Below are 22,562 nucleotides of genomic sequence, written 5' to 3' on the forward strand. Positions count from 1 at the left end.
CTGCACCCCGCGGCGCGGGGCGCCGATGCCCTCCAGGAGACGGGCGGGACCGCCGCCCGCGGGCCGGGGAGGTGCGGTGGGCGCGCAGTCGGTGCTCGTCGTCGAGGACACCGAGGAGATCCGCGAGCTGGTGGTCACGGTGCTGGAGCGGGCCGGGCTCGACGTCCGCGCCGTCGGCTCGGCCGCGGAGTGCCTGGCGGAGGTGCGCCGGTCGGTGCCCGACCTCGTCGTGCTCGACCTCGGCCTGCCCGACGGCGACGGCACCGAGGTGTGCCGGCAGCTGCGCGCCGAGAGCGGCTGCTACGTCCTCATGCTCACCGCCCGCGCCGAGGAGGTCGACCTGCTCGTCGGCCTCGCCGTCGGCGCCGACGGCTACATGGCCAAGCCGTTCTCCCCGCGGGAGCTGGTCGCGCGGGTGCAGGCGATGCTGCGCCGCCCGCGCACCGTCGTCGCCGTGCCGGAGCCCGACGACGCCGTCGTCCGGCTGGCCGACCTCGAGGTCGACGAGGACACCCGCGAGGTGCGGGTCGACGGCGTCGTGGTCGACCTGACCCGCACCGAGTTCGACCTGCTGGCCGCGCTCGCCTCGCGGCCGGGCCGGGTGCTGCAGCGCGAGACGCTGCTGCGCGAGGTGTGGCGCACCGACTGGGCCGGCAGCCTGCGCCTGGTGGAGGCGCACATGTCGAACCTGCGCCGCAAGCTGACCGCCGCCGGGCTGCGGGCGGCGCAGATCCGCACCGTCCGCGGGGTGGGCTACCGGCTGGTGGCCTGACCCCGCCGGGGCTCGGGCACCCGGGTGCCGGCGCAGCAGGTGGCCCGCGCGCGCAGCCGCCGCACCAGGACCGGGTCGGCCGCGGGGGGCTGCGGGGCGGAGGGCGCCGCGGCGGGGTGGGCGAGGAAGGCCAGCAGCCGGGCCGGCAGCTCGCTGCCCGGCTCCGGGGCCCGCTGTACCGGGTCGGCGTCCTGCGTGCTCACGCCGGGGAGCCTGCCACCGGCCCCGTGGCCGGTCCGCAGGACCCCGGCACGATCTCCGCGGGACCGGTGTGCTCAGCGCGGCAGGACCAGCGTCGCGGTGGTGCCGCGGCCCTCGGTGCTCGCGAGCTCCAGCCGCCCGCCGTGCGCCGCCGCGATGGCGTGCGTGATCGAGAGGCCGAGCCCCACGCCCGGCACGCCGGCCCGCACGGCGGTGGTGGCGCGGGTGAAGCGGGTGCCCAGGCCCGCCCGCTCCGCGCCGGGGATGCCGACGCCGGTGTCGCGGACCTCGATGCACACCTCGCCGCCGGCCGTGCCCAGCCCGAGTTCCACCCGCCCGCCGCGGGGGGTGAACTTCACGGCGTTGGACAGCAGGTTGTCGACCGCCTGGCCCAGCCGCAGCGCGTCGCCGGGCACGACCGGCCCGGCTGCGGGCGCGGTCACCGCCAGCGTCACCCCGGCGGTGTCCGCGGTGACCTGCGCCGACTCCCCGGCGGCCCGCAGGAGCGCGGCCAGGTCGACCTCGCCCGGGGTGAGCGCGAACCGGCCGGCCTCCACCTGCGCGGTGAACAGCAGGTCTCCCACCAGCCGCTCGAGGCGGGAGGCGTTGCGCTGCACGGTGGCCAGGTGGCGGCGGGGGCCGGCGCCCAGCATCGGGTCGTCGAGCACCAGTTCCAGGTAGCCGAGCACCGACGACAGCGGGGTGCGCAGCTCGTGGCTGACCAGGGCGACGAACTGGTCCTTGAGCCGCTCGGCCGCGCGCACCTCGGTCATGTCGGTCCCGACGAAGGTCCAGCCGGCGGGGCCGCCGTCGTCGTCGGCGCGCGGCGTGACGGCCACCGAGACGGTGCGCCGGGTGCCGTCGGCGGCCACGCAGGTCCAGTCGCGGACGTCGCTGCCGCGGTCGGCGGCGACCGACACCAGCGCGTCCAGGCCGCGGCCGGCGAGCTCCGCCGGGTCGTGGAAGTCGGTGATCCGGCGCCGGCGGACGACGTCGGCGCGGGGGAGCCCGAGCAGCCGCTCCGCGCCGGGGTTCCAGACGCGGACGACGCCGTCGCGGTCGGTGCCGACGACCGACTGCTGGGTGATCGCGTCGACCACGCTGGTCATCGTGGCGGCGCGGGCGCGCAGCATGCGGGCGGCGACGGCGAGCTCCTCGCCGCGGGCGTCGACCAGCGCGGTCAGCGTGGCCCGCTCGGCCCGCAGCGCGGCGACCTGCGCGCGCAGCTCCGCGACCTCGGCGTCCGTCACACCGGCAGCGTCGGCGCCCGCCGGGCGCGGCTGCAGCCGGGGCCGGCCCGGGTCACCCGGCGAGGGGAGACGCGACAGCGCCCCGCCGGGGAGGACACGGCGGGGCGCTGCGGTGGTGCGAGGATCAGCTCGACGAGGCCTGGCTCTGCACGGACTCGCGGGACTGCTGGGCCTGGCCCTGCACGTCCTGCGCGGCCGACTGGCCCTCCTGCTTGACGTTCTGCGCCGCGTCCTGCGCCGTCGACTTGACCTCCTCGACGGCCTGCTGGGCGGCCGGCTTGAGCTGCTCGCCGACCTCCTGCGCCGCCTGCTTGGCCGGGGCGAGCAGCTCGTCCTTGTGCTCGCGGACCGCGCTCTCGGCCTGCTCGGCCAGCTGCCGCTCCTTCTCGGTTGCGGGCAGCAGGCTCGACACCAGCCAGCCGACACCGAAGGCGATCAGCCCGGCCGCGAGGGGGTTGCCCTGCGTCTGGCGGACCACCGCGTCGGGGGCCTGCTGGACGGCGTGCGCCGCCTGGGAGGCGGCGTCCTGGACGGTGCCGGCCGCGCTCGACGCCGCGCCCTGCACGGTGCCGGCCGCGTTGGAGGCCGCGCCCTGCACCGAGCCGACGGCGTGCTGCGCCATGCCGCGGGCGTCCTGCGCGGTGCCGCGCGCCGAGGACCGGGTGTCGTGGGCCGAGCCCATGACCTTGTCCTTGACGTTGGCGAAGCGGCCCTTCGCCGAGGACATCCGCCGGTCGATGACGCGGGCGGGGTTGACCTTCTCGTTGAGGGCGTCGACGTCGTAGCTCAGCTCGCGACGCGTCTCCTCGATCTGCCGCCGGATGACGTCCGGGTCACTGCTGCTGGTCATGTCTGCTCCAGGGGGTGTGGTGGCCTGACCGGTCGGGTCGCGGGCCGAGGGTCAGTGGGGCTTGAGGGCGCCGGGGACCTGCTGGAGGGTGTCCACGGTCCGTTCGGGCTTCGGGTTCACCTGCCGGAACTTCTTGCGTCCCATGGCGTAGGCGACGGCCCCGATGACGCCCCAGAGGACCGCCACGATCAGTGCGGCCAGGCCGGCGTCCATCACGTTCTCCAGCGCCCACCACAGGGCGAAGGAGAGGAACAGCACCGTCATGTAGCCGGCGAAGCCCGCGGCGCCGAACATGCCCGCGCCCTGCCCGGCCTTCTTGGCCTCGACCTTGAGCTCGGCCTTGGCCAGCTCGAGCTCCTGGCGCATGAGCACCGAGAGGTCGGTGGTGACCTCGCTGATGAGCTCACCGACGGAGGTGCCGGAGACCTCGGGCCGGCCGGCCTCGGTCATCGGGGTGCCGCGCTCACCGGCGTGCGCCCCGTAGGACTGGGTCGGGTACTCCTGCTGGCCGGCGTACTCCTGCTGGTCCGCGTAGCCCTGCTGGTCGGTGTAGCCCTGCTCGTAGCCGGGGGTCACGGCGTAGTTCGACTGCGGCGGCTCCGGGGGGTAGCCCTGCTGGCCGCCCACCGGCGTGGCGCCGGAGTAGGGGGAGCTCATGGTCAGACCCCCTGGCCCGGGCGGCGGGTCGGGTCGTCCCACCCGGCGGGCGCCGACGGCGGCACCACGCTGCCGGCCGGCGGCACCGTGCCGTACGGCGGGGGCGGCACCGGGGTGCCGGGGGTGGCGGCGTGCTCGCCGTAGGAGCCCGTCGTCGTCTCGTAGCCGCCGGTCGTCCCGTAGCCGGTGGTCGACTCGTAGCCCGAGTAGGTCCGGGCCGGGTCGACGTAGTTGCCGGTGGTGTAGGACGACGGCGTCGAGGCGAACTGCTGCTGGCCGGACGAGGAGCCGTTGCTGTGCGCGGCCTTGACGCCGCTGGTCAGCCGCCCGGCGAGGACGCCGGCGACGGCGGCGCCGAGCAGGAAGGTGCCGGGCCGACGGCGGGCGAAGGAGCGGACCTCCTCGAGCAGGTCGGCCGGCTCGCGGTTCTGCAGCATCTCCGCGAACTGCTGGACCTTGCCGGCGCCCTGCTGGATCAGGTCGCGGGCGGGGCCGGGGGCCGGGGCGTTGCCGTCGACCATGCCGCGCAGCTGCTCGGCCAGGCTCGACAGGCTCTGGCCGGCCTTCTGCTGCTGCGACACGACCTGCTGGCGGGCCTGGGTGCGGCCCTGCTCGACCAGGCTCTGCGCCTGCTGCTTGGTCTCGGCGACGACGTTCCTGGCCTCGTCCGCGGCGGTCGAGGCGACCTGGGAGCCGGCCTGCTTCGCGGTCTGGCCGACGTTGCGGGCCTCGTCCTTCGCGACGTCGGTGGTCGACGGCGAACCCGAGGTCGTGGTCGAGGTCGTACTCGTCTCCCCGTAGCCGCTGGCGCCCGAGGAGGGCGGCGGCGGGAGGGGGGCGTCGATGGAGTGGGTCATCGTTCCTCCTGAGTGGATCTCGGTCGAGGCTGGCGCTACCCAGAAATGGATCACTCACACACATCCCGGCGACGGCCGTCGCCGGGGCGGATGCGGGTGGAGCGGGGCCGGCGACCAGTGGCGCCGGCCCGGTGGACCGTGGGGAAGTGCGGTCGGGGAGCCGGCCGGACCGGACGTCCGTGCCCGGCGGCGTCGCCGTTCCCGCAGGCCACGGGCTACCCGGACGCGCGGGTCCGAAACGGCGGCGGGGCTCCCGGGGGACGCAGGTAAGGTGAGCCTTCCCTGATCCGAGGAGAGCTCATGGCCGACCAGCCCCCGCGCCGCAGGCGGACGCCCCGTACGGGCACCGTCGTGCGCACCAGCCGCGTGACGCCGCACGTCGTCCGCGTCGTCCTCGGCGGGGAGGGGCTGGCCGGCTTCGCGCCCGAGCACACCGACTCCTACGTCAAGCTGCTCTTCCCGCCGGCCGGTGCGCCCTACGCGGCCCCGTTCGACCTCGACGACGTGCAGGCCCGCCTGCCGCGCGAGCAGTGGCCCGCCACGCGCACCTACACGGTCCGCTCCTGGGACGCCGCGGCCGGCGAGCTGACCGTCGACTTCGTCGTCCACGGCGACCAGGGCGTGGCCGGCCCCTGGGCCCGGGCCGCCCGCCCCGGCGACACGCTGCAGCTGTTCGGCCCCGGCGGCGCCTACAGCCCGGCCGCCGACGCCGCCTGGCACCTCATGGCCGGCGACGAGACCGCGCTGCCGGCGATCGCCGCCGCGCTGGAGGCGCTGCCGGCGGGTGCCCGGGCGGAGGTGTTCGTCGAGGTGGCCGGGCCCGAGGAGGAGCAGGACCTCGCCACCGGCCCGGGCGTGCGGGTGACCTGGGTGCACCGCGGCGCGGCCCCCGGCGTCGCGCTGGTCGCGGCCGTCGTCGCGGCGGACCTGCCCGAGGGGGACGTGCACGTGTTCGTGCACGGCGAGGCCGGCGCCGTCCGCGAGCTGCGCCGGTTCGTGCGCACCGGGCTCGGCGCCCCGCGCGAGCGGCTGTCGGTGTCCGGCTACTGGCGGGTCGGCAGCACCGAGGACCGCTGGCAGGCCGAGAAGCGCGAGTGGAACGCCGCCGTCGAGGCGGAGGAGCAGGGCCTCGGCGTCGCCTAGCCGGGGGTCCAGGGGAAGCGCGGGGTGCGCCGCTCGGTGAAGGCGGCCACGCCCTCGGCGAGCTCGCCGGCGGCGATGGTCTCCCGGTACCAGCGGCGGGCCACCTCCTCGCCGTCGCCGCCCCCGGCCAGCGCGGCGGTGACCTCCTTGGCCGCGCGCTGGGTGAGCGCCGACCGCTCGGCCAGCACCCCGGCGAACCGGCGCACCTCGCCGGCCAGGTCGCCGGCGGGCAGCAGCCGGTCGACCAGGCCGGTGCGCAGCGCGGACTCGGCGTCGATGAGCTCCCCGGAGTACAGGAGGTAGCGGGTCGTCGCCGGGCCCACGAGCTCCATGAGCTGCCGGGTCGACGTCGGCGTGTAGACGATGCCGACCTTCGCCGGGGTGACCCCGAACACGCCGGTCGGGTCGGTGAACCGCAGGTCGCAGCAGGTGGCCAGCTCGACGCCGCCGCCGATGCAGTGGCCGCGGATCATCGCGATCGTCGGCCGCGGGAAGTCCCGCAGCGCCGCCTGCGCGGCGAGGTTGTCGCGGCGCAGGTGCGCCATGGGGTCGTCGGTGTCCGGCCCGCCGAGCAGGTCGGAGATGTCGGCGCCGGCGCAGAAGCTCGTCCCGGCGCCGGTGAGCACGAGCACCCGCACCGACGGGTCCTCGGCCAGCCCGGCCAGCACGCGGGGGAGCGCGGCCCACATGCCGGCGGTGAGCGCGTTGCGCTTGTCCGCGCGGTCGATGGTCAGGACGGCGACGGCGCCGTCGCGGCCGACCCGCAGGTGGTCGGCGGGGTCGCTCGAGGTCACGCGCTCAGCCCAGGTCGTCCGTCGCGAAGGTGTCGCACTGCCGCGGGTCGCCGGTCTCGTACCCGGTGAGGAACCAGCGCCGGCGCTGCTCGGAGGAGCCGTGGGTGAAGGTGTCCTGGTCCACGGTGCCCCCGCCGAGGTTCTCCTGGATGAAGTCGTCGCCGATGCGGCCGGCGGTGTCCAGGGCCCGGTCGACGTCGTCCTGGGTGATCTCGGCGATCAGCGGTGCGCCGGACTCGTCGGGCACCGTCTCGGCGTGGTTGGCCCACACGCCGGCGTAGCAGTCGGCCTGCAGCTCCAGCCGCACGGTGCCGCTGGTCGGGCCGGTCTCGCCCGGGGTCACCTGCCGGTTGGCGCCGAGCAGGTTCTGCACGTGGTGGCCGTACTCGTGGGCGAGCACGTAGGCGTTGGGGAAGGCGCCGCCCTCGGCGCCGAACTGGCTGCGCAGGGTGTCGAAGAAGGTCAGGTCGATGTACACGAGCTGGTCGGCCGGGCAGTAGAACGGCCCCGACCCGCTGGTGGCACCGCCGCACTGCGTCTGCACCTGGCCGGAGAAGAACACGGTGTCGGTGGGGACGTAGTCCGCGCCGAGCGCCTGCGACCAGTAGTCCTGGATGGAGTCGACGTCGGCGACGACGGCGCACTCGACGGAGGTGTTGGCGTCGCCGCTGTCGTCGCAGGACTGCTCGAGGGCGCTGTTGTCGGCCGTCTCGCCCTCGCCGAGGCCGCCGGACAGCGCGCCCAGCCCGGCCCCGGCGCTGCCCCCGCCGCCGCCGAGGACCTGGAACAGCACGATCACCAGGAGCCCGACGAGGCCGATCCCGCCGCCGCCGACCGCGAGCCCCCGGCCCCCGCCCAGGCCCCCGCCGCGTCCGCGCCGGTCCTGGATCGACGACGTGTCGAGGTCGCCGCCCTCCCTGTACCTCATCCTGTGCAGTCCTCCCGGTGCCTGGCCGTCGTCCGACCGTGCCACCGGCCACCGCACTCCGCGACCGGAGCCTCACCCGTCCGCGATCACGGCGCCGTGACCGCCCCGGGACGCCGGACCGTGGTTCCGGCGCCGTGATCGCGGCCGGGCGGCGCGGGTCAGGCGCGCTCGGCGGGCTCGGCGCCGGTGCGCGGGGCGGCGTCGCGGTCCTCGCGCAGGAACAGGTACCAGTACGACGTCCCGACGAAGAGCACCGCGCCGACCAGGTTGCCCGCGCCGGCCAGCAGCCAGTTGGTCGCGGTGTCGCCCCAGCTCGCGCCCTCGACGCCGGCGAACACCGCCGCCGGCAGGAAGAACATGTTGGCGACGACGTGGTCGAAGCCCATCGCCACGAACGCCATGACGGGGAAGAAGACCGCCAGGATCTTGCCCGAGACGCTCGAGGACGCCAGCGACATCCACACCGCCAGGCAGACCAGCCAGTTGCACCCGACGCCCCGCAGGAACGTCTCCCACGCGGTGTGGTGGGTCTTGCCGTCGGCGATCTCCGCGAGCCGGGCGAAGGTCAGCTGCGCGCTGCCGGTGCTGTCCGGGTCGCCGATCACCCCGGTGGAGACGGCGAGGAAGTAGGCGACGAACAGTGCGCCCAGCAGGTTGCCGAGGAGCACCAGCGTCAGGTTCCGGAGGACGTCGGCGCCGGTGATCTTGCCGTTCATCGCGCTCAGCGGGACCAGCATCATGTTGCCGGTGGCGAGGTCGGAGCCGGCGATCAGCACCAGCACCAGGCCGAGGGTGAACGCCGCGCCCATGAACAGCGTGGGCAGCGTGCCCCACGTCTCGCTGGACAGGCCCGAGGAGACGGTGATCGCCACCAGCGCACCGAAGGAGATGTAGGCGCCGGCGAGGAAGGCGCTCACCAGCACCCGGTCCCAGGTGCGGTGCACCTTCTTGGCGCCGGTCGCGGCGGCGACCTTCGCGATCTCGGCGGGTTCCTTCGCGGTCATCGCGCCTCCCGGGACGGCGGGTCGTCCCGGGACGCTAGTGGAACAGCACCGTCCGCGCCGCCCGGGGACGCCGACGCCGCAGGTCGGGCCTAGGGTCGGGCCGACGATCACACGGGGAGGAGCCCATGGCGTTCGGCAACCGGGTGCGCAGCGCCCTGACCACCACGGTGCTGGCCACCGCGGCCACCGGCTTCCTCGCCGGCTGCGGGTCCGAGGACGAGCAGGAGCAGGTCGCCTACTGCACGAACGAGGACGGCGAGATCGTCGACGAGGACTACTGCGACGACGACTACCGCGGGGGCGGCGGTCTGTTCTTCCTGTACCTGGGCGCCTTCCGCCCGGGCCTGCCGGTCGGCACGGTGCTGCCGGCCGGCGGCACCCGCGTCAACCCCACCGACACCGCGGCCCGCCAGCGCTACGGGCTGCCCGCCACCGGCAAGGTGTCCGCCGGCCAGCGGGTGACCGGCGGCATCGGCTCGGGCGTCGGCGGCGGCTCGGGCTCCTGAGTGCGGCGCGTCGAGGGAGGCGTCGTCCGGCCCGGCTGGGAGGCCGAGGTCGAGGCGCAGGGGCTGGTCTACAACCGCACGACGACGCCGGGCGGCGAGGTCCGCAGCTACTGGCGGGAGGGCCCGTACTACGACTTCACCGCCGCGGAGGTCGAGCGGCTCGAGGGGGCCGTCGCCCAGCTGTTCGAGATGTGCGTCGCCGCCGGCGACCACGTCATCGAGCACGACCTGTTCGACCGGATGGGCATCCCGCTGATCGCCCGCTCCGGCATCCGCGCCTCCTGGGAGGCCGAGCCGCCCAGCATCTACGGCCGCTTCGACCTGCGCTACGACGGCGAGGGCCCGCCCAAGCTGCTTGAGTTCAACGCCGACACCCCGACCGGCCTGGTCGAGGCGGCGGTGACCCAGTGGAACTGGCACCTGTTCACCGGGCAGGGCCGCGACCAGTGGAACGCGCTGCACGAGCGGCTGGTCGCCGCCTGGCAGCGCAACCTGACCCGCTGGGAGCGGCGCACCGGGGTGCGGCCGCGGGTGCACCTGGCGTGGACCAGCGCGGAGACCTCCGGCGAGGACCGGATGACCGTCGCCTACCTCATGGACACCGTCGTCCAGGCCGGCTACGAGGCGGTCGAGGTCCTGGTGGAGGACATCGCGCTGGACTCCGGCGACGGCCGCTTCTACGACCCCGCCGGCCGCCACCTCGACGTCGTCTTCAAGCTCTACCCCTGGGAGTGGCTGGTCGACGACGAGTTCGGCGCGGCCGTCCTCGCCGACGCCGCTCGCCCGGGCGGCACCACCTGGGTCGAGCCGGTCTACAAGATGCTGTGGAGCACCAAGGCGCTGCTGCCGGTGCTGTGGCAGCTGTTCGGCAGCGACCCGGTGCTCGGGCAGTACCTGCTGCCGGCCTACTTCGCCGACGAGATGCCCTCGTCGTGGCGGGACTACGTGCGCAAGCCGCTGTGGGGCCGCGAGGGCGCCAACGTGCAGGTCGTCCGCGGCGGGCAGGTGGTCACCGCGATGCCCGGCCGCTACGGCACCGAGGGGTTCGTCGTCCAGGAGTTCGCGCCGCTGCCGGACTTCGCCGGCGTCGACGGGCCGCACCACCCCGTCCTCGGTGCCTGGGTGGTCGACGGCGAGCCCGCGGGCCTGGGCATCCGCGAGAGCGACGGGCTGATCACCGACAACCTGAGCTTCTTCGTCCCGCACACCGTCGACGCCCGCTGAGCGGCAGGACCCGCCGGGTCGACCTACGGTCGGGGCATGCCGCTCGAGGGTGAGTACGAGCCGAGTCCGCAGCAGTGGGTCCGCGACCAGGTGGAGCGCTACGAGGCGACCGGCGGGCGCGAGGCCAACACGCTGCTCGACACCGGCCTGCCCGTCGTCATCTTCACGACCCGCGGGGCGACGACCGGGAAGGTCCGCAAGCAGCCGCTCATGCGGGTGGAGGAGGACGGCGTCTACGCGATGGTCGGCTCCCAGGGCGGGGCGCCGAAGGACCCGGCGTGGGTGGCCAACCTGCGCAAGCACCCCGACCAGGTGACCGTGCAGGACGGCCCGGAGCCCTGGGACGGCGTCGCGCGCGAGATCACCGCCGAGGAGAGGGCCGAGTGGTGGGAGCGCGCGGTGGCCGCCTACCCGCCCTACGCCGAGTACCAGCAGAAGACCGACCGGGTCATCCCCGTCTTCCTGGTCGAGCGGAAGGGCTGACCCGCCCGCTCGACTGAGGGAAGGCTGTCCTAAGTTGTCTCCCGGCGCCGGGTGGTCCGGCGCCGGGAGGGGGGCAACGGTGCTCTGGGGACGGACGGGCCGGCGGGTCGCCGGGACGACGGCGGGCGGGCTGCTGGCGGCGGCGCTGCTGACCGGGTGCGGGGACACCGGCCCCGTGGCCGAGGCGGCGCCCGCGGAGGAGACGCGCACGGTCGAGCACGCGATGGGGGAGACGGAGGTGGCCGGCACCCCGGAGCGGGTCGTCGTCCTCGACACCGGTGAGCTCGACGCCACCCTCGCCCTCGGCGTGACCCCGGTGGGCGCGGTCCGCACCGACGTCAGCGACGAGCTGCCCGGGTTCGTGGCGGAGGCCGGCGTCGACCCCGCCGACATCGCCGCCGTCGGCACGATCGCCGAGCCCGACCTCGAGGCGATCGCGGCGCTGCAGCCGGACCTGATCCTGTCCAACGCCGTGCGGCACGCCGACGTCTACGACCAGCTCGCGCAGATCGCCCCCACCGTGTTCGCCGAGGCCATCGGGGAGAGCTGGCAGGAGAACCTGCTGCTCGCCGGCGAGGCGCTCGGCCGCGAGGAGCAGGCGCAGGACCTGCTCGACGGGTTCGCCGCGCGGGCCGAGGAGGTCGGCGGCCGCTACGGCGACCCGGGGCAGACCGAGGTCAGCGTCGCGCGCTTCCTCGACGGCACGACGGTGCGGCTCTACGGCGAGGGCTCCTTCATCGGGGCGGTGCTGGCCGAGGTCGGCTTCGCCCGGCCGGAGCTGCAGCGGACGGCGGAGACCTTCGTCGAGGTCTCGCCCGAGCAGGTGACCCAGGCCGACGGAGACCTGCTGTTCCACGGCGCGTACGGGGCCGACGGCGCGACGGCGGCCGACCAGGTCACCGCCGGGCCGCTGTGGCAGTCGATCCCCGCGGTCGCGGAGGGCCGGGCGGTCGCGGTGGACGACGACCGCTGGTTCCTCGGCCTGGGCCCGCTCGGTGCCGGGCTGGTGCTCGACGACCTCGAGGAGCTCGCGCCCCGGCTGGCGGGCTAGGGCGCGGCGAGCCGGCGGCCGAGGTCGGCGCCGACCCGACCTTCGCCGTCGTCCACCTGACCCTGCACGGCCCGGTGAAGCTGGGCCTCGTCGTCGCGCTGCTGCCCGAGGTGCGGCCCGCCCACCCGGTCGCCGTCGCCGTGCTCGGGGTGTTCGGGCTCAGAAGCCGACGACGGCGTGCGGGCGGTACGGCTCCTCCAGGCGGGCGACCTCCTCGTCGGTGAGCCGCAGGTCGACGGCGGCGACGGCGTCGTCGAGGTGCGCGGCCCTCGTGACGCCGACGATCGGCGCGGTGACCACCGGCTTGGACAGCAGCCAGGCCAGCGCCACCTGCGCCCGCGGGACGCCGCGCTCGCGGGCCACCTCGGCCACCCGCTCGACGATCGCGCGGTCACTGGCCTCGTCGTAGAGGCGGCCGCCGAACGCGTCGTTCTCCGAGCGGTGCGTCGTCTCGTCCCAGTCGCGGGTCAGCCGGCCGCGGGCCAGCGGGCTCCACGGGATGACGCCGACGCCCTGGTCGGCGCACAGCGGGAGCATCTCCCGCTCCTCCTCGCGGTTGAGCAGGTTGTAGTGGTCCTGCATCGACACGAACCGGTGCCAGCCGCGCTCGCCGGCCAGGTGCAGCGCCTTGCCGAACTGCCAGGCCCACATGCTGCTCGCGCCCAGGTAGCGGACCTTGCCGCTGCGCACGCACGAGTCCAGCGCCTCGAGCGTCTCCTCGACCGGTGTGGCCGGGTCCCAGCGGTGGATCTGGTACAGGTCGACGTGGTCCACCTGCAGCCGGCGCAGGCTCGCCTCGAGCTCGCGCAGGATCGCGACCCGGGACAGCCCGCCGCCGTTGGGGCCCGGCCGCATCCGGCCGTGCACCTTGGTGGCCAGGACGACGTCGTCGCGGGTGGTGAACTCGCGGATCGCCTTCCCGGTGATCTCCTCGCTGGAGCCGGCCGAGTAGACGTTGGCGGTGTCGAGGAAGGTGACGCCGGCCTCCAGCGCCTTCCGGATCAGCGGCATCGCCTCGTCCTCGGGCAGGCTCCACGGCGTCATCCCGCGGTCGGGCTCGCCGAAGCTCATCATCCCGAGGCAGATCCGCGAGACCTCCAGGCCGGTGGCGCCCAGGCGCACGTACTTCATGCCGTCGTCCCCATGCGCCCAGCCTTCCCCCGCGGCCCCGCCGTCGCCTCCCGGCCGCGCACTGCCCGGGTTCCCCGTGCACTGCCGGTGCCGCAGCGCGGGCAACGGACGAGGAGAGCCCGCACTGCGGTCGGGGCACGGCTCCCGGGGTGTTCTCCGCGCTCCTGAGGTCCTGCGGAGCTCCAGCTGCTCGAGACGGGCTCCGGGACCGGCGTCCCGACCGACTTCCGCGGCGCCGCCCCCGCTCCTGCGGTGGTGCAACCCCGCAAGAGCGTCCACAGGACCGCAGGAGCGTCTCGTCGCCGGCATCCCTGCTGCACTGCCGGTGCTGCAGGGCCGTGCGTGTGCGGAGCACGCGTCGACCGAGAACGCCGGCGTCCCCCGGCGTCAGGGGAGGGCGGCGGCGAGCTCCGGCACGCGCTCGGCGACGCCATCGGGGAAGGCGGTGAACGGCTCGGCGGTGGCGACCCGTTTCGCGCCCCTCCCGGTCCACCGCCAGGTGCCCACCACCTGCCCGCCGCAGACGACGGTGGACCGGAACACCCCGTTCCCGCCGGGCACGATGCGGTCGGCGAACTCCGGCGGCACCGTGCCGGTGCGGTCGGCGTAGCCGAGGACGACCTCGTCGAAGCCGGGCAGCAGGTGCAGCCCCTCGGCGTCGGCGCGGCAGGCGGCCAGCCGCTCCGGGGTCTCCGGGTCGAGGTACATCTCGGTGCCGCCGACGTCGACCGCGGCCAGCCGGTCCCGCACCGGCGCCAGGCCCGCGCGGGCGTCGCGGACCGTCGTGCCCGCCCAGCGGACCAGGTCCGCGACCGTGGCCGGCCCGTGCCCGGTGAAGAACCGCAGCGCGAGCTCGGCCAGCGCCTCCTCGCGGTCCAGGCGGCGCGGCGCGGGCACCCACTCGTCGAGCAGCACGAACGCCTGGTCGCCGTCGTCGGGAGGGCCGAGGACCAGCGTCCCGGTCTGGGAGAGGTACCAGAGCGTGTGGTAGCCCTTCTGGGCCGCGACGTCGCACCCGGCGTCGGTGAGGGCGGCCAGCAGCGCGGCCCGGCCCAGCCGCCGCCCGCCGGTCAGCGCGGCGACGGCGACCTCCCGCGACCGCTTGAGGTCGTCCTCGGTGAGCCCGACCACCGCCCGCCGCTTCGCCGCGCCGGCCAGCACCCGCCCGCCGAGCAGATCGAGCATCCAGGGCAGGTCGTCGGCGGCGACCAGGTGCAGCGTCCCGCGCATCGGCCAGGAGCGGACGACGTCGCCGGCGTCGAGGGCCGCGGTGACCCCCGCGCGGGAGCGGCCGGCGGTGCGCAGCGCCACCGACGTCAGCGCGCCGGGCAGGTCCTGGCCCTGCACCGCGCCGAGCGCCCGCACCGCCGCCGCGGCGTCGGGGAACGGCGGCCCGGCCACCCGCTGGGCCACCAGGCGCAGCAGCGCGACCTCGCGGGGCGTCACCGTCGTCATGCCGGGAGGGTGCCAGCCGGGGGTGACGTCAGGCGTCCTGCCCGCGCTCGATCCCCAGCGTGGCGAGCAGGTCCTCGTGCAGCTGGATCCACACCGTGTGGCAGGAGTCGACCTCGGGGGAGTCCACCCACCGGCGCTCGCCGTGGTCGACCCGCGCGAGCGCGGCGGCGTAGCGGTCGGAGTAGCCGTCCAGGCGCTGCAGGCAGCGGGCCAGCGGGTCGGTCACCGCGGCGAGGTCGCGGCCGAGCGTCCCCAGCGCCCGCAGCACGCGCTCGTCCCACCTCCAGTCGGTGTGGTCGTTGGCGGCCATGGGCTCGGTGCGGGTCGGCCGCAGCTGCCAGTCGGTGCACACCTTCCCGAACCTGCGGTTCAGCGGGACGAACCGGCCGTGGGCCTCGGCGACCACGTCCCGCGCGCCGGTCAGCTCCAGCTCCGCGCCCATCCGCCGCTCGTCCTCGGCGCGGCCGGCCTCGGTCAGCGACCACCCGGCGCTGTCGGCGAAGCGGGTGTGGGTGACCCAGCCCCGGGTGGCGTGCTCGATCAGCCGGTCCTCGACCTCGTCGCGGTCGAGCCCGTAGCGGGCGGCGATCCGTCCCGGGGAGGCGAAGCCGAGCACCCGGGGGCCGTGCAGCGCGAGGTCGTCGGGGTCGGAGACGTGTGCGGGCACGGGGCCATCCTGGGTCACGGCGCCCGCCCCGGTCAGCGCTCCCGGTGCAGGTGGACCAGGTCCTCCGCGTCGGGCTCCGTGGTCAGCGGCGTGAACCCGGCCGCGGCGGCGACGCGCAGGCTCGCGGCGTTGTCCGGCTCGATGCCCAGCACGAACTGCTCGACGTCGGCGGTCTCGGGCGCGGCCACCAGCGCCCGCAGCGCGGCGCTGCCGTGGCCGCGCCCCCGGCACGCCGGGTCGACGACGTAGGCGACGCCCATCGTGCGGCGCCCGTCGGTGGCGAGGACCCGCTCGGCCACCGGGTCCCACGTCGTCCACCGGTCGTAGACATCGCCGCCGAGCTGGGCGACCGGGCGCCCGGCGTCGTCGAGCGCGACGAAGGAGTGGCTGCGCAGCACCCGGCGCCCGCGGAACTCGTCGGTCCACCGCGTGCTGCGCAGCGCCATCTCCCGCACCGGCCACTCGCGGCCGCCCAGCCGCCGCCGCGTCGCCTCGTCGTCGAACCACGGCGTGACGGCGGGCAGGTGCTCCGGCTCGAAGCGGACCAGCCGGAGCGTGCTCACCCGCCCACCCTGACCCGCGCCCGGGCGGCCCGCACGTCGTCGCCGCTCCACCGCGCTGCCGGACTGCGCTGCCAGACTGCGGCCCGTGCAGGCCGAGGACTGGGACGCGCGCTACGCCGAGCGGCAGCAGTGGTCGGGGGAGCCCAACCCGCTGGTCGCGGCACTCCTGGAGGACCTGCCGCCGGGCGACGCCGTCGACCTGGCCGCGGGGGAGGGGCGGCACGCGCTGTGGCTCGCCCGGCGGGGCTGGCGCGCGACCGCCGTCGACTTCTCGGCCACCGGCCTGGCCCGCGGGCAGGCGCAGCCGGACGCCGACCGGGTCACCTGGGTGACCGCCGACGTGACCACCTGGTCGGCGCCGCCCGCCTCCGTGGACCTGGTGCTGGTCGCCTACCTGCACCTGCCGGACCCGCCGATGACCGACACCCTCCGCCGGGCCGTCGGCTGGCTGCGCCCCGGGGGGCGGTTCCTGCTGCTGGGCCACGACGCCGAGAACGTGATCACGGGCGTCGGCGGGCCGCAGGACCCGGCGATCCTGCACAGCACCCGGCGGCTGGCCCCGGTCGCCGGCCTGCTCGACGTCGACCGGCTCGAGCAGGTCCGCCGGAAGACGCCCGACGGCACCGCGCTGGACACCCTGCTCTGGGGACGGCGACCCGCGTGAACCGTCGGCCGGCGGCGCTACCGTCCGGTCCGTGACCGACACCGTCGAGGAGTGGTTCGCCGCCGCCGGGCCGCGCGAGGCGGAGCTGCGGCGGGTCGACGCCCTGGTCCGCGAGGCCGCGCCCGGGCTGGACCGCGAGCTCGTGCCGGCCGGGGCAGGGCGGATGCTCGGCTACGGCCTGCTGCCCTACCGGCCGCGCTCGGCCAGGGAGACCACCCGCTGGCCGCTGGTCGCCCTCGCCGCGCAGAAGCGGCACCTGTCGCTGTACGTGTGCGCCGTCGTCGACGGCGAGTACCTGCCCGAGGCCCGCGCCGCGCGGCTGGGGCGCGTGTCGTGTGGCAAGAGCTGCATCCGGTTCCCCTCGCTGGACCGGGTCGACCGGGCCGAGCTCGCCGCGCTGGTGCGCGACGCCGCCGCTGTCACGTCGTCGGGCGGCAACGCGTTCTTCGTGTCATGACCGACACGCCGGGCCGGTCCTCCGCGGGGGACGAAGGTCCCTGTTTAACACCCGCCCCACCCGCCACCGTGGAGGCCGTACCCCGCACGGACCGAACAAGGAGTCCCGCGCGCCCATGATCACGACCGAGCAGCCGACCGCCGACCCCGCCGTCGAGCAGGCCGTCACCCGGCTGGTGGACGAGTTCGGCACCCGGCTGCGGCCCCAGGTCGTCGGCAACGTCGTCCGCATGTGCCGGCAGGACCTCAGCGGCGTCCCGGCGACCGCGCTGCCGGAGATGGTGGAGCGGCTGGCCCGGACCCGCCTGCAGTCCGTCGGCTGAGCAAGGACCCCGCTGCCCCCCGCCCCTCGCGAGCTCGCGGCGGGTCGCTGCAGCGGGGCCGGAAAGTACTTGCCCGGCCCCGGACGATGTCGGGGTGGGTTACGTCGACGTGAGCGGGGTCCGGCACACGCTGCCGGGTGGCCGGGTGCTGCTGGACGACGTCTCGTTCCGGATCGGCGAGGGCGCCCGCGCGGCGCTGGTCGGCGAGAACGGCGCGGGCAAGACGACGCTGCTGCGGATCGTCGCCGGTGACCTCGTGCCCGAGGCCGGCACGGTCGCGCGCAGCGGCGGGCTCGGCGTCATGCGGCAGTTCATCGGCTCGGTGCGCGACGACACCACCGTCCAGCGCTTCCTCGTCGACCTCTCCGCGCCCGCGGTGCGCGCCGCCTGGGACGCCGTCGAGGCCGCCGAGCTGACCCTCATGGAGACCGACGACGAGCCCGCGCAGCTCGCCTACGCCGACGCGCTCGCGCAGTGGGGCGACGCCGGCGGCTACGACGCCGAGGTCACCTGGGACACGGTCACCGTCGCGGCGCTCGGCGTCCCCTACGACCGGTGCAAGTACCGCGAGCTGTCCACGCTGTCCGGCGGCGAGCAGAAGCGGCTCGCGCTCGAGGCGCTGCTGCGCGGGCCTGAGCAGGTGCTGCTGCTCGACGAGCCGGACAACTACCTCGACGTCCCCGGCAAGCGCTGGCTGGAGCAGCGGCTGCTGGAGACCCGCAAGACGGTGCTGTTCGTCAGCCACGACCGCGAGCTGCTCGCCACCGTCGCCGACCGGGTGGTCACCGTCGAGGGCGGGACGGCGTGGGTGCACGGCGGCGGGTGGTCCTCCTACCCCGAGGCCCGCGAGGCGCGGCACGAGCGGATGGCCGAGCTGCGCCGCCGCTGGGAGGAGGAGCACGAGCGCCTCGTCGACCTGGTCCGCACGCTGCAGCAGCAGGCGGCCAACTCCCCGGACATGGCCTCGCGGTACCGGGCGATGCAGACCCGGCTGGCGAAGTTCGAGGCGGCCGGGCCGCCGCCGGACCGGCCCCCGCAGCAGCAGGTGACGATGCGGCTGCGCGGCGGGCGCACCGGCGTGCGGGCGGTCACGGCCGAGCAGCTGGAGCTGACCGGCCTCATGCGGCCGTTCGACCTGGAGGTCTGGTACGGCGACCGGGTCGGCGTCCTCGGCGCCAACGGCGCGGGCAAGTCCCACTTCCTGCGGCTGCTGGCCGGCCAGGACGTCGCCCACACCGGATCGTGGCGGCTGGGGGCGCGCGTCGTCCCCGGCTCCTTCGCCCAGACCCACGCGCACCCGGAGTGGCAGGACCGGACGCCGGTGGACCTGCTGTGGCACGGCGAGCCCGGGCGGCCGGGCGTCGACCGCGGGCGGGCGATGGCGGTGCTGCGCCGGTACGGGCTCACCGACTCCGCCGACCAGCCGTTCCGGACCATGTCCGGCGGGCAGCAGGCGCGCTTCCAGGTGCTGGTGCTCGAGCTGTCCGGTGCCACGCTGCTGCTGCTCGACGAGCCCACCGACAACCTCGACGTCCTGTCCGCCGAGGCGCTGGAGGAGGCGCTGGCCGCGTTCGACGGCACCGTGCTCGCGGTGACCCACGACCGCTGGTTCGCCCGCTCCTTCGACCGGTTCCTCGTCTTCGGCGCCGACGGCCGGGTGTACGAGTCCGCGGAGCCGGTGTTCGACGAGGCGCGCGTCGTCCGGGCGCGGTGAGGCGCCGTCAGGCCGTCCTGACGGAGGATGGGTCATGGACGTCGACGACCTCGAACGGCGGCACACCCTCGCCAGCGCCGTCCGCCGCTACGACGAGCTGCGCACGCGCGACTCGCTGGCCGACCCCGACGACCCGGCCGGCCCGCGGCCGCTGACCCGCGAGGAGGCGCTGGAGCTGCTGGCGCTGGGCGAGGTGGTCGCCCGGCGGGCGGCCCAGGGGCGCCAGCTCACCGTCCGGACGGCGCGGGCGACCGGGGCGTCCTGGGCGCAGATCGGCCGGGCGCTGGGGGCCACCCGGCAGTCGGCGTGGGAGGCGCACCGGCGGTGGATCGATGCGCAGGTGGACCACCCGGAGGGCTCGGGCGGGCTGACCGCGGACGAGGCCGCCGAGGCCCGGGCCCTGCTCGCCAACGACGCCGACTGAGCGGCAGTAATGGCCATTCCTGCCGCCGGTCCGAGTTGATCATCGGGTTCTTGCCGCAGACACGCACGGACGCGCCGGTGTGGGCGGCAACAAGCCGATGATCAACTCCCCCCTGAGTCGCCGCGCTCAGCCGAACGCGCGGCCCTCGCCGCGGTAGGTGGCGACGGCGCCGGTGAGCCGGTCCCCGGCCAGCGTGTGCAGGACGTCGACGTGCTCGCACACCTCGCCGGCCTTGGCGTGCCGGAACCAGACGCGGTCGCCGACCGCGAGCCCGTCGGCGTCCGGACCGCGCAGCGGCGTCTGCACCTCCCCGGCGCCCTCGGTGCCGAGCACCCGCAGCCGCGCCGGGTGCACCGGGCGCGGCAGCCGGTCGGCGCCGGGCGGCCCGGAGGCGATCCACCCGCCGCCCGCGACGGTCACCGTCCCGGGGGCGGGGCGGCGGGTGACCGGCAGCGCGAACAGCAGCGCCGGGCGGCCGCGGAAGGCGCGGTACCCGTCGAACAGCGTCGGCTGGTACAGGCCCGAGCCCGCGGCGACCTCGGTGACCGACGGGTCGGCCGCGGTCCGCTCCAGGCTCCCGGTGCCGCCGCCGTTGACGAACGCCAGCGGCGCGACGGCGGAGACGGCGGCCACCGCGGCGGCCCGCCGGACGGTGAGCTCCCGGACCGACAGCGCCTGCACCCCGCGCACCGCCAGGCCGCGCAGCGGGCGCCCGGGCGGCGCGTCCGGCACGCCCGCGACCTGCGCCTCGTAGGCCATGAGCCCGACCAGGGCGAAGCCGGGCCGGTCGCACACCGCCCGGGCCAGCGCCGCGGCGGCCGCGGGGTCGTGCACCGGCGAGCGGCGCACCCCGACGTGCAGCCGCCCGGCCCGCAGCGACGCGTCGAGGTCCAGGCAGATCCGCACCGGCGGCCGCGAGCCGGGCGGCGCCACCGCGTCGACGGCGTCGAGGTGGTCGGGGGAGTCGGCCATCAGCGTCACCCGCGCGGCGAGCGCGGGGTCGGCCACCAGCGCGCGCAGCGCCGCGCGGTCCACCGAGGGGTAGGCGACGACGACGTCGTCGGACACCGGGTCGTCCCCGCCGGCCAGCCACAGCGCCTCGGCCAGCGTGTAGGCGAGCACGCCGGCGAAGCCGGGCCGGGCCAGCACCCGCCGCAGCACCGCGCGGCTGCGCACCGACTTGCTCGCCACCCGGACCGGGCGCCCGCCGGCGCGGCGGACCAGGTCGGCGGCGTTCGCGTCGAGCGCGTCGAGGTCCAGGACGGCCAGCGGCGGGTCGAGGTCCGCGGTCGCCCGGTCCAGCCGGGTCCGCGCTCCGGCCGGGGAGGTCATGGCGCGGCAGCCTCCTCGCCGACCGCCGAGTGGGTCAAGCGTCCCAGTCGCTTGACCCGGTCCGGCGGGCACGGGACGCTGCCGCGCACGACGGGGGAGGCGGGCGTGGGCACCTGGCGCAACTGGGCCGGCAACCAGCGGGCGGACGGCGTGACCGTGCGGCACCCGGCGGGCACCGGGGAGATCGCCGCCGCGGTGCGGGACGCCGCCGCGGCCGGCCGCCGGGTCACCGCGCTGGGCAGCGGCCACTCGTTCACCGGCATCGGCCGCCCGGAGGACGTCGCGCTGGCGCTGGACCGGCACGCCTCGCTGGTCGGCGTCGACGACGCCGGGCTGGTCACCGTGCAGGCCGGCATGCCGCTGCACCGGCTGAACGCGGAGCTGGCCGCCCGCGGCTGGGCGCTGACCAACCTCGGCGACGTCGACCGGCAGACCGTCGCCGGCGCGATCTCCACCGGCACCCACGGCACCGGCGCCCGGTTCGGCGGACTCGCCACGCAGGTGCGCGCGCTGGAGCTGGTCACCGCCGACGGGTCCGTCCTGCGCTGCTCGCCCGAGGAGCACCCCGACGTGTTCTCCGCCGCGCGGGTCGGCCTGGGCGCCCTCGGCGTGCTGAGCACCGTGACCCTGCAGGCGGTGCCGGCGTTCGCGCTGCGCGCCGAGGAGGGCACCGCCGCGCTGCCGGACCTGCTGGCCGACTTCGCCGGGTTCACGTCCTCGACCGACCACGTCGAGTTCTACTGGTTCCCGCACACCGACCGGTGCCGGACCCTGCGCAACACCCGGGTGCCGCTGGCCGAGGTCGCGCCGCTGGGCCGGGCGCGCGCGTTCTGGGACGACGAGGTGCTCGCCAACGCCGGGTTCGCCGCCGTCGTCGCGGCCGGGCGCCGGGTGCCCGCGCTCGTGCCGCCGCTGGCGCGGTTCGCCACCGGGGCGCTGGGCGCCCGCACCTACACCGACGTCGCGCACCGGGTCTTCGTCTCCCGCCGGCGGGTGCGGTTCCGGGAGACGGAGTACGCGGTCCCGCGGGAGGCGGCCCCGGCCGTGCTGGAGGAGCTGCAGCGGGTGGTCGACGCCGGCCCGCACCGGGTGCCGTTCCCGGTCGAGGTGCGCGTCGCCGCCGCCGACGACGTCCCGCTGTCGACGGCGTACGGCCGCGACACCGCCTACGTCGCCGTCCACGTGCCCGCCCGCAGCGAGCCCGGGGGCTACTTCGCCGCCTTCGAGGCGATCGCACTGGCCGCCGGTGGGCGCCCGCACTGGGGCAAGGAGCACCGCCTCGACGCCGCGGCGCTGGCGCGGCGGTACCCGCGGTTCGGCGAGTTCGCCGCGCTGCGCGACCGGCTGGACCCCGCCGGGGTGTTCACCAACGCCCACCTCGCCCGGGTCCTCGGCGCGGCCGGGCAGCCCGCCGGGCAGGCCTGAGGTGCCCCGGCTGCCGGCCGCCCAGCGCCGCGCGGCCCTGGTGGAGGCGGCGCTGCGGGTGATGGCCCGGGACGGCCTGGCCGCCGGCACCACCCGCGCGGTCGTCGCCGAGGCGGGGATGCCGCTGGCCGCCTTCCACTACGCCTTCGCCTCGCGCGACGAGCTGCTGCGCGAGCTGGTCGCCCGTGTGGTCGGCCGCGAGCTGGCCGCCGCCACGGCCGGGCTGGACCCGGCCGCGGGCCTGGCCGGCTGCCTGCGCGCGGCCGCCGCCGGCTACCTCGACCACCTCGAGCGCGAGCCCGGCGCCGAGGCGCTGATGCTCGAGCTGACGCTGCACGCGGTCCGCGACCCGGCGCTGCGGCCGGTGGCCGCCGAGCAGTACCGCGCCTACACCGCGGCCGCGACCCGCCTGCTGGAGGAGGCCGCCGCCGCGACCGGCGCCACCTGGCGGCGCCCGGTGCCGGAGCTCGCCCGGCTGCTGGTCACCGTCGTCGACGGCGCGACGACGACCTGGCTGGTCGACCGCGACACCGCCGCCACCCGCGCGGTGCTCGACGCCGCGGTCGACCAGCTGGTCACCTCAGCCGCCGGGGGGGGGGGGGGGGGGGGGGGGGGGGGGGGGGGGGGGGGGGGGGGGGGGGGGGGGGGGGGGGGGGGGGGGGGGGGGGGGGGGGGGGGGGGGGGGTCG

General features: G+C 76.4%; 26 protein-coding genes. 13 read left to right on the forward strand and 13 right to left on the reverse strand.

Features of this window, described 5'->3' with window-relative positions; genetic code table 11:
- The first annotated feature begins 76 nt into the window (after positions 1 to 76).
- Positions 77 to 772, forward strand: coding sequence for a response regulator (locus ACI79L_RS22400; RefSeq protein WP_456938911.1), 696 nt, complete (start codon positions 77 to 79; stop codon positions 770 to 772).
- On the opposite strand, the gene ACI79L_RS22405 is transcribed toward ACI79L_RS22400, so the two are convergent.
- The 5 genes from ACI79L_RS22405 to ACI79L_RS22425 all read right to left on the reverse strand — a co-directional run bounded on the left by ACI79L_RS22405 (position 754) and on the right by ACI79L_RS22425 (position 4,587).
- Positions 754 to 975 carry a hypothetical protein gene (locus tag ACI79L_RS22405; RefSeq protein WP_456938912.1) on the reverse strand — a complete coding sequence of 74 codons (222 nt, stop codon included), beginning with the start codon at positions 973 to 975 and terminating at the stop codon, positions 754 to 756. The two genes, ACI79L_RS22400 and ACI79L_RS22405, sit on opposite strands and share 19 nt — an antisense overlap.
- A gap of 72 nt (positions 976 to 1,047) precedes the next feature.
- A complete protein-coding gene (locus ACI79L_RS22410) occupies positions 1,048 to 2,223 on the reverse strand; it encodes a sensor histidine kinase (protein WP_456938913.1) in 1,176 nt (391 codons plus the stop codon).
- Positions 2,224 to 2,347: 124 nt separating this feature from the next.
- Positions 2,348 to 3,073, reverse strand: coding sequence for a DUF3618 domain-containing protein (locus tag ACI79L_RS22415; protein WP_456938914.1), 726 nt, complete (start codon positions 3,071 to 3,073; stop codon positions 2,348 to 2,350).
- 51 nt (positions 3,074 to 3,124) lie between these two features.
- Entirely contained in the window at positions 3,125 to 3,730 is a 606-nt protein-coding gene (locus ACI79L_RS22420) for a phage holin family protein (RefSeq protein WP_456938915.1), read from the reverse strand.
- Positions 3,731 to 3,732: 2 nt separating this feature from the next.
- Positions 3,733 to 4,587, reverse strand: a complete 855-nt coding sequence (locus ACI79L_RS22425; RefSeq protein ID WP_456938916.1) for a hypothetical protein — start codon at positions 4,585 to 4,587, stop codon at positions 3,733 to 3,735.
- A gap of 300 nt (positions 4,588 to 4,887) precedes the next feature.
- Between ACI79L_RS22425 and ACI79L_RS22430 the strand changes: the two genes are divergently transcribed.
- Positions 4,888 to 5,730: a siderophore-interacting protein gene (locus ACI79L_RS22430; protein ID WP_456938917.1), complete on the forward strand. Its 843-nt coding sequence runs from the start codon at positions 4,888 to 4,890 to the stop codon at positions 5,728 to 5,730.
- On the opposite strand, the gene ACI79L_RS22435 is transcribed toward ACI79L_RS22430, so the two are convergent.
- From ACI79L_RS22435 to ACI79L_RS22445, 3 genes are all read right to left on the reverse strand, one after another.
- Positions 5,727 to 6,524 (reverse strand): enoyl-CoA hydratase/isomerase family protein, encoded by a 798-nt coding sequence (locus ACI79L_RS22435; protein WP_456938918.1) that lies wholly within the window; start codon positions 6,522 to 6,524, stop codon positions 5,727 to 5,729. The genes ACI79L_RS22430 and ACI79L_RS22435 overlap by 4 nt on opposite strands.
- Before the next feature lie 4 nt (positions 6,525 to 6,528).
- On the reverse strand, positions 6,529 to 7,452 hold the full coding sequence (gene ypfJ / locus ACI79L_RS22440; protein WP_456938919.1) for a KPN_02809 family neutral zinc metallopeptidase: 924 nt from the start codon (positions 7,450 to 7,452) through the stop codon (positions 6,529 to 6,531).
- A gap of 158 nt (positions 7,453 to 7,610) precedes the next feature.
- A complete protein-coding gene (locus tag ACI79L_RS22445; RefSeq protein ID WP_456938920.1) occupies positions 7,611 to 8,456 on the reverse strand; it encodes a formate/nitrite transporter family protein in 846 nt (281 codons plus the stop codon).
- 125 nt (positions 8,457 to 8,581) lie between these two features.
- Here ACI79L_RS22445 and ACI79L_RS22450 point away from each other — a divergent pair, with 125 nt between their 5' ends.
- From ACI79L_RS22450 to ACI79L_RS22465, 4 genes are all read left to right on the forward strand, one after another.
- Positions 8,582 to 8,962, forward strand: coding sequence for a hypothetical protein (locus ACI79L_RS22450; protein ID WP_456938921.1), 381 nt, complete (start codon positions 8,582 to 8,584; stop codon positions 8,960 to 8,962).
- Positions 8,963 to 10,186, forward strand: coding sequence for a glutathionylspermidine synthase family protein (locus ACI79L_RS22455; protein ID WP_456938922.1), 1,224 nt, complete (start codon positions 8,963 to 8,965; stop codon positions 10,184 to 10,186).
- A 36-nt stretch (positions 10,187 to 10,222) separates the two neighbouring features.
- Positions 10,223 to 10,669, forward strand: a complete 447-nt coding sequence (locus ACI79L_RS22460) for a nitroreductase family deazaflavin-dependent oxidoreductase (protein ID WP_456938923.1) — start codon at positions 10,223 to 10,225, stop codon at positions 10,667 to 10,669.
- A 79-nt stretch (positions 10,670 to 10,748) separates the two neighbouring features.
- Positions 10,749 to 11,720 (forward strand): ABC transporter substrate-binding protein, encoded by a 972-nt coding sequence (locus ACI79L_RS22465; protein ID WP_456938924.1) that lies wholly within the window; start codon positions 10,749 to 10,751, stop codon positions 11,718 to 11,720.
- Between the two features lie 159 nt (positions 11,721 to 11,879).
- On the opposite strand, the gene ACI79L_RS22470 is transcribed toward ACI79L_RS22465, so the two are convergent.
- The 4 genes from ACI79L_RS22470 to ACI79L_RS22485 form a co-directional block, all read right to left on the reverse strand.
- Positions 11,880 to 12,851 carry an aldo/keto reductase gene (locus ACI79L_RS22470; protein ID WP_456938925.1) on the reverse strand — a complete coding sequence of 324 codons (972 nt, stop codon included), beginning with the start codon at positions 12,849 to 12,851 and terminating at the stop codon, positions 11,880 to 11,882.
- 387 nt (positions 12,852 to 13,238) lie between these two features.
- Entirely contained in the window at positions 13,239 to 14,306 is a 1,068-nt protein-coding gene (locus ACI79L_RS22475; protein WP_456938926.1) for a winged helix DNA-binding domain-containing protein, read from the reverse strand.
- 28 nt (positions 14,307 to 14,334) lie between these two features.
- Positions 14,335 to 14,973: a hypothetical protein gene (locus ACI79L_RS22480; protein ID WP_456938927.1), complete on the reverse strand. Its 639-nt coding sequence runs from the start codon at positions 14,971 to 14,973 to the stop codon at positions 14,335 to 14,337.
- A 32-nt stretch (positions 14,974 to 15,005) separates the two neighbouring features.
- Positions 15,006 to 15,536: a GNAT family N-acetyltransferase gene (locus tag ACI79L_RS22485; RefSeq protein ID WP_456938928.1), complete on the reverse strand. Its 531-nt coding sequence runs from the start codon at positions 15,534 to 15,536 to the stop codon at positions 15,006 to 15,008.
- A gap of 85 nt (positions 15,537 to 15,621) precedes the next feature.
- Here ACI79L_RS22485 and ACI79L_RS22490 point away from each other — a divergent pair, with 85 nt between their 5' ends.
- From ACI79L_RS22490 to ACI79L_RS22510, 5 genes are all read left to right on the forward strand, one after another.
- Positions 15,622 to 16,200: a class I SAM-dependent methyltransferase gene (locus ACI79L_RS22490; RefSeq protein ID WP_456938929.1), complete on the forward strand. Its 579-nt coding sequence runs from the start codon at positions 15,622 to 15,624 to the stop codon at positions 16,198 to 16,200.
- 31 nt (positions 16,201 to 16,231) lie between these two features.
- A complete protein-coding gene (locus ACI79L_RS22495) occupies positions 16,232 to 16,657 on the forward strand; it encodes a DUF1801 domain-containing protein (RefSeq protein ID WP_456938930.1) in 426 nt (141 codons plus the stop codon).
- A gap of 115 nt (positions 16,658 to 16,772) precedes the next feature.
- A complete protein-coding gene (locus tag ACI79L_RS22500) occupies positions 16,773 to 16,979 on the forward strand; it encodes a three-helix bundle dimerization domain-containing protein (protein WP_456926046.1) in 207 nt (68 codons plus the stop codon).
- A 94-nt stretch (positions 16,980 to 17,073) separates the two neighbouring features.
- Positions 17,074 to 18,693 (forward strand): ABC-F family ATP-binding cassette domain-containing protein, encoded by a 1,620-nt coding sequence (locus ACI79L_RS22505; protein WP_456938931.1) that lies wholly within the window; start codon positions 17,074 to 17,076, stop codon positions 18,691 to 18,693.
- A 34-nt stretch (positions 18,694 to 18,727) separates the two neighbouring features.
- Complete coding sequence (locus ACI79L_RS22510) at positions 18,728 to 19,117, forward strand: hypothetical protein (RefSeq protein WP_456938932.1); 390 nt, start codon at positions 18,728 to 18,730, stop codon at positions 19,115 to 19,117.
- A gap of 126 nt (positions 19,118 to 19,243) precedes the next feature.
- On the opposite strand, the gene ACI79L_RS22515 is transcribed toward ACI79L_RS22510, so the two are convergent.
- Positions 19,244 to 20,449 (reverse strand): amino acid deaminase/aldolase, encoded by a 1,206-nt coding sequence (locus tag ACI79L_RS22515; RefSeq protein ID WP_456938933.1) that lies wholly within the window; start codon positions 20,447 to 20,449, stop codon positions 19,244 to 19,246.
- A 105-nt stretch (positions 20,450 to 20,554) separates the two neighbouring features.
- Here ACI79L_RS22515 and ACI79L_RS22520 point away from each other — a divergent pair, with 105 nt between their 5' ends.
- Both ACI79L_RS22520 and ACI79L_RS22525 read left to right on the forward strand, forming a co-directional pair.
- Positions 20,555 to 21,874 (forward strand): D-arabinono-1,4-lactone oxidase, encoded by a 1,320-nt coding sequence (locus ACI79L_RS22520; RefSeq protein ID WP_456938934.1) that lies wholly within the window; start codon positions 20,555 to 20,557, stop codon positions 21,872 to 21,874.
- A gap of 1 nt (position 21,875) precedes the next feature.
- A partial coding sequence (locus ACI79L_RS22525) for a TetR family transcriptional regulator (protein WP_456938935.1) occupies positions 21,876 to 22,562 on the forward strand: 687 nt, incomplete at its 3' end.

It is taken from the genome of Geodermatophilus sp. SYSU D00684, assembly GCF_054050455.1.

Bases quoted from the DNA above. Each gene is read 5' to 3' on its own strand.
- ACI79L_RS22415 (WP_456938914.1), bottom strand. From the start codon at position 3,073: ATGACCAGCAGCAGTGACCCGGACGTCATCCGGCGGCAGATCGAGGAG.
- ACI79L_RS22420 (WP_456938915.1), bottom strand. From the start codon at position 3,730: ATGAGCTCCCCCTACTCCGGCGCCACGCCGGTGGGCGGCCAGCAGGGC.
- ACI79L_RS22425 (WP_456938916.1), bottom strand. From the start codon at position 4,587: ATGACCCACTCCATCGACGCCCCCCTCCCGCCGCCGCCCTCCTCGGGC.
- ACI79L_RS22430 (WP_456938917.1), top strand. From the start codon at position 4,888: ATGGCCGACCAGCCCCCGCGCCGCAGGCGGACGCCCCGTACGGGCACC.
- ypfJ (WP_456938919.1), bottom strand. From the start codon at position 7,452: ATGAGGTACAGGGAGGGCGGCGACCTCGACACGTCGTCGATCCAGGAC.
- ACI79L_RS22445 (WP_456938920.1), bottom strand. From the start codon at position 8,456: ATGACCGCGAAGGAACCCGCCGAGATCGCGAAGGTCGCCGCCGCGACC.
- ACI79L_RS22450 (WP_456938921.1), top strand. From the start codon at position 8,582: ATGGCGTTCGGCAACCGGGTGCGCAGCGCCCTGACCACCACGGTGCTG.
- ACI79L_RS22460 (WP_456938923.1), top strand. From the start codon at position 10,223: ATGCCGCTCGAGGGTGAGTACGAGCCGAGTCCGCAGCAGTGGGTCCGC.
- ACI79L_RS22470 (WP_456938925.1), bottom strand. From the start codon at position 12,851: ATGAAGTACGTGCGCCTGGGCGCCACCGGCCTGGAGGTCTCGCGGATC.
- ACI79L_RS22475 (WP_456938926.1), bottom strand. From the start codon at position 14,306: ATGACGACGGTGACGCCCCGCGAGGTCGCGCTGCTGCGCCTGGTGGCC.
- ACI79L_RS22500 (WP_456926046.1), top strand. From the start codon at position 16,773: ATGATCACGACCGAGCAGCCGACCGCCGACCCCGCCGTCGAGCAGGCC.
- ACI79L_RS22510 (WP_456938932.1), top strand. From the start codon at position 18,728: ATGGACGTCGACGACCTCGAACGGCGGCACACCCTCGCCAGCGCCGTC.
- ACI79L_RS22515 (WP_456938933.1), bottom strand. From the start codon at position 20,449: ATGACCTCCCCGGCCGGAGCGCGGACCCGGCTGGACCGGGCGACCGCG.